At 36.3% G+C, this 4,225-nt stretch carries 4 protein-coding genes; 2 read left to right on the top strand and 2 right to left on the bottom strand.

Going from position 1 to position 4,225, the window contains the following annotated elements; translation table 11 throughout:
* Window positions 1-109: 109 nt before the first annotated feature.
* The gene (locus tag V7149_RS12465; protein WP_335345952.1) at window positions 110-1,198 is read left to right on the top strand and encodes a hypothetical protein; all 1,089 of its coding nucleotides are present in this window, start codon (window positions 110-112) and stop codon (window positions 1,196-1,198) included.
* Window positions 1,199-1,322: 124 nt separating this feature from the next.
* Here V7149_RS12465 and V7149_RS12460 read toward each other — a convergent pair whose 3' ends face one another.
* Window positions 1,323-1,694 carry a VOC family protein gene (locus V7149_RS12460; RefSeq protein WP_335345951.1) on the bottom strand — a complete coding sequence of 124 codons (372 nt, stop codon included), beginning with the start codon at window positions 1,692-1,694 and terminating at the stop codon, window positions 1,323-1,325.
* Window positions 1,695-2,655: 961 nt separating this feature from the next.
* Entirely contained in the window at window positions 2,656-3,036 is a 381-nt protein-coding gene (locus V7149_RS12455) for a winged helix-turn-helix transcriptional regulator (protein ID WP_335345950.1), read from the bottom strand.
* A gap of 259 nt (window positions 3,037-3,295) precedes the next feature.
* On the opposite strand from V7149_RS12455, the gene V7149_RS12450 reads away from it, so the two are divergent.
* A complete protein-coding gene (locus V7149_RS12450; RefSeq protein ID WP_335345949.1) occupies window positions 3,296-4,012 on the top strand; it encodes a 3-ketoacyl-ACP reductase in 717 nt (238 codons plus the stop codon).
* Window positions 4,013-4,225 lie beyond the last annotated feature (213 nt).

The raw sequence follows: 4,225 nt of genomic DNA, 5'->3' as shown, positions 1-4,225 counted from the left end.
ACTGAATAGAAGTTATCATTTTTCGATATAATAAAATGAATCATATTTAGAATGGTTTTAGTAATTAATTATGGTAATTAGCTCAATAGAATTAAATGGAATTATAACATTGAGTAAGGATGAAAAAATGAGTTATGACATTAGCATATGGTCAGTAAATAAAACTTCATTTGAGAATGAAATTTTTAACCAAGCAAGTATTAAACATAAGAATGAGGGAATCATCTTTGAAGGTCCAAATTGGCAAATTATGATTGGTAATCCTCAAGAAGTCATGGAAGAAGATATACCAGAAGAAGTTGTTGGCAAACTTCCGGGCATTAAATATTTTACAGAAATTATTTTAGAACCCTTAGGTGCACCTAAACAAGCATTTACGATACTTAAGAAAATTTCTAAAATCATTGCTCAATCATCACATGGAATTATTTCTGATGAACGAGGAACAGTTTCTTCTCCAACGGGCGTGAAAAGGCTAGAAACCATTAAAGTAAAAGATGATCCAGATTGTCTCCAAATGACATGGTGGTTCATGAAAGACCACACTTTTATAAAAGATGGTTTTAAAGAATTTTTAGAATTTATTGAATTAACATTGCCTGAAGCATTACCTAGAAGATATGGAATTTATGAGCCACCACAATTTAAACTGGCCGAAAAAGGAAAAGAACATTTTATTCAGTTTTTATCCGAGCACATACATGAAGTGATTGTTTGGTATCCCAGTAAACCATTTACTTATATTACGATTCAAATCCCACCTAAAATAGGTGCCACACGTGAAGGTTTTAGAGCTTCTTATATCACTATGGAGTTTTTAGAGGAGGTAATGAACCAGCCTGGATGGCCTACGGAATTAAAGCGATTTTGGTTAAAAGCTTCTGACCAATTACAACCGTTTTATGGTGAAATGAGAAAGGCAAAGTTTTCTATAGGTGATACATGGTGGAGAGGCTTTCCAAAAAAGTTGGGGAATGCTGCTGTTATAGGAAAGCCTTATATTGATTTATGGACGGAATTTACTAAAGAAGCCAAACAAACTGATAGCGGACTTTTTTATATTGAAAACATAAAACAGGATTATCAGGATCTCCATTCAATTATTGCAGATGTGCCAGAGGATTTTGTAAAACCGAAGACTAAGAAGAAACACTCAAGAAATTGGCCTTTTGAGGGACCAATCTTGAAATATAAATAATATCTTTAGTTTTACAAACCAAAGGCGCAATCCTTACTACTACAGGAAAGCGCCCGATTGTTGAAGATCGTTATTGAACTCAAGCACCCGTTAATAAAATATTGTAATTTTATTTATTATAATCTTACCAGTGTACTTGAAGTTTATTACCATTTGGGTCATAAAAGTGGAAAAAGGCATGACCATTATCTTCTTTTATATCCTCGACCTTAACTTGATTATCAATTAAGTGTTGATGAAATTTAGATAATTCTGGACTTGTAAAGCCAATGCTAAATTCTTGTTTATTATCAATTGTAAAATGTGCAAATGTTTCATCTTCGGTAGGAACTAAGATAAGTAAAAAAGGTCCTTCATTTACTTTTAAAATCGCAAGTTCCTCAGTACTGTTTAATAACTGGAGTCCTAATACATCTCTATACCATTGAGCAGATAGTTCTAAATCTTTTACAGGAATTCTAATATAATGTACTTGTTCAATAAATGATTTACTCATAGCCTTCTCTCCTTTATATAATCTGGTATATCAAATAGTTCCCTTTCTATATACCTTTTTCCTTCGGATTATTGAATTAGTCGAGTAGAAAGGAACCTCTCTACCTTACGGTAGATTGTGCTCCTTCCCCTCACAGAACCGTGCTTGCGCTATTAACGCACACGGCTCCTCCTAGTTACCATTCACAAAACCTTGCTAATCTCTTAGGATCAGATTTTGCTAATTCTGCTATCCTTACTAGTTATGTCTCCATTTATTATTCCTACCTCTGTGTGTAGTAAATGTGTCCCTAGCAAGGGTGATAACTGGTAGCTAGCCTTTCCTCCATCGGCATTACCCAACTTCATTGGTACTACGCTGCTATCCGACTCCCTATTCCGGCATTTGGTTTCCTTACTTTTTATCGCTTGTACACCATACTCTTCTAACAAGAAAAGACCGGTAGGGTCTCCCGAGTTGCCGTATCATATCAATGTGTAACGTGCCAAGGTCTCTGACTCCAGAGAGGTTTTATCCATCTTGCCTTAAACGAAGGATAAAATGTAGCTTTCTGCTGCAGTTAAAACATCAGCCCTCTCGATTTACTAACATTATGGGGCTCAATCCCTTCAACCATTTGGCTTTCGGCCCATTACCTAACTGTCTACGCTTAAAGACGAAAGTTACCTTTAGCCCTCCAAGACTCGCTACGAGTGAATGGCTAGTTCTTACTCGACGGGAATCCCACCCGTTATATGATACGACCTAGGCTCGGCCGCACACCTGCTCCTTTAGTATAAGTACATTTATTCACAATCTCTTCCAAAATATCCACTTGTTTTGAAAACAAGTTACTCAACAATCTGGCCCGATTACTGAAAAANNNNAAGAATTGCGCCCGATCGTGGAGCAAGCTGAAACTTATTTCTCTTTCTGCCTTTTTAACATAAATAAGGAATAAGTCCGAGACCTTTTATTTTTCTTATTCAAAATAGTTGTTTTCTTGTTTAATTTGATCTATTCTCTTTTTCCCCCATTCATACATCATCTCAACGATCGGTAATAACGTCATCCCCAGTTCAGTCATTGAATATTCGACTTTCGGGGGAACTTCTGGATATACTTCTCTATGAACAATTCCATCTTCCATCAGTTCACGTAATTGGTTTGTTAATATCTTATGGGATATTTTCGGAAAAAGTTTTTGAAGTTCGCTGAAGCGATGTGGTCCTTCAACACCTAAGTGCCACAAAATAACAACTTTCCATTTCCCACTAATAATCGATAAGGTAAGTTCCTTTTCACAATGATAATCAAGATTTAATATTCTCTCTTTGATCTCTTCTCTTAATTTATCCGACATATAGTTAACTCCCTTTCATTTAAATAAGTAACCTTTTGGTAACCTCCGCACAAAAAAGTGCATTCTTCACAATGTAGTAAACCATATGTAGAATGAAGTTAGTCTTAAAGACAAATCTTTATCTATTTTAGGCGCTAATCATTTATGAGGAAAACAGCGTTAATATTTATATCACTAAAACGATTTTATTAAACTTCTCTTATTTAATACACTGTATTTCGTCTAAAATAAAACTATCTCATCTAAAGGAGCGAAAAACATGCAAACGATCGCAGGAAAAGTGGCGTTAATTACAGGAGCAGGGCGTGGCATAGGACGTGCAACAGCAATAGCTTTTGCCAAAGAAGGTATTCATGTAGGTCTTATTGGACGTACGCTTGAAAATTTACAACAAGTAGCAGAGGAACTTAAACAATATGATGTGAAGGTAGCAATCGCTGCTGCAAATGTAGCAGATTTAGACTCTATAACCACAGCGATTGAATCAATTCGTGACGAACTTGGTGCAATCGATATTTTAGTAAACAATGCCGGCATTTCAAAATTCGGTAACTTCATGGACTTAACGCCTGAAGAATGGACAAATATTATCGATGTCAACGTAAAAGGTGTGTACTACACAACACGTGCGGTATTACCGGAAATGATCGAGCGCAACACAGGCGACATCATTAATATCTCATCAACAGCTGGTCAAAAAGGTGCACCAATTACAAGTGCATACTCTGCTTCAAAAGCTGCAGTTATTGGACTAAGTGAGTCATTAATGCTTGAGGTGCGTAAGAAAAATATTCGCGTTACAACGTTAACACCAAGTACGGTGGCAACAGATATGGCTGTCGAACTAAACTTAACAGACGGAAATCCGGAAAAAGTAATGCAAGCAGAAGATTTAGCTGACTTAATGGTTGCACAACTAAAACTTCATCCACGTGTTGTATTAAAACATGCTGGACTTTGGTCTACGAACCCCTAATAGAACTATTCGAAATATCAAGGCGCTATCCGATGTATTTTGGACAGCGTCTCCTTTTTTAGAATAATAGGCTTTAATAGGAGTACTGCCAACCCGTCTATCACATGAACGGCATCATAAAAAAGTGTGGTTTTTGCAACCCATTACTCAATTAAATGGCCCGATTGTGGAATAAGAGCTACAGACGATTCTTAAACTAGTCGAGTAGAAGGG

This window comes from Bacillus sp. JJ1503 (assembly GCF_036965125.1).
In the GTDB taxonomy this organism is placed as follows: Bacteria; Bacillota; Bacilli; order Bacillales; family Cytobacillaceae; genus Cytobacillus.
Note: the sequence above shows the minus strand (reverse complement) of the source record. Positions and strands in the feature narration are given on the sequence as shown.